Raw genomic sequence first — 345 nt, forward strand, 5'->3', positions numbered from 1 at the left:
GAACCTATCCGAATGTTTGTGTGTGAGGCATAAACTGATGGCCAAGGAGCCACTTTATGCCACGCAAACGCAAGGAAGAAGTGACGATTGAACCGGGCAAGGGCTTGAACCTGGACCCGGAACTGATCAAGCAACTGGTACCCGGCACGCTGGATCGGGCGACGATCAACGAGCAGCTTGCGGCGCTCAAGAAGGCAATCTTCGAACGCGCGCTGGGCGGTGAACTGACCCACCACCTCGGCTACGAGAAGGGCGATGCCAAGCCGGCAGGCCGCACGAACCATCGCAACGGCACCAGCCGCAAGCGCATCGCGACCGACGATGACCTGCTCGACGTCGAGATTC

The 345-nt window shown here is 59.7% G+C and carries 1 protein-coding gene; it reads left to right on the forward strand.

Going from position 1 to position 345, the window contains the following annotated elements:
* Window positions 1–80 precede the first annotated feature (80 nt).
* A partial coding sequence (locus C4B30_RS35075; protein ID WP_199779026.1) for a transposase occupies window positions 81–345 on the forward strand: 265 nt, incomplete at its 3' end.

This window comes from Burkholderia sp. BE12 (assembly GCF_002959955.1).
Taxonomy (GTDB): domain Bacteria; phylum Pseudomonadota; class Gammaproteobacteria; order Burkholderiales; family Burkholderiaceae; genus Burkholderia.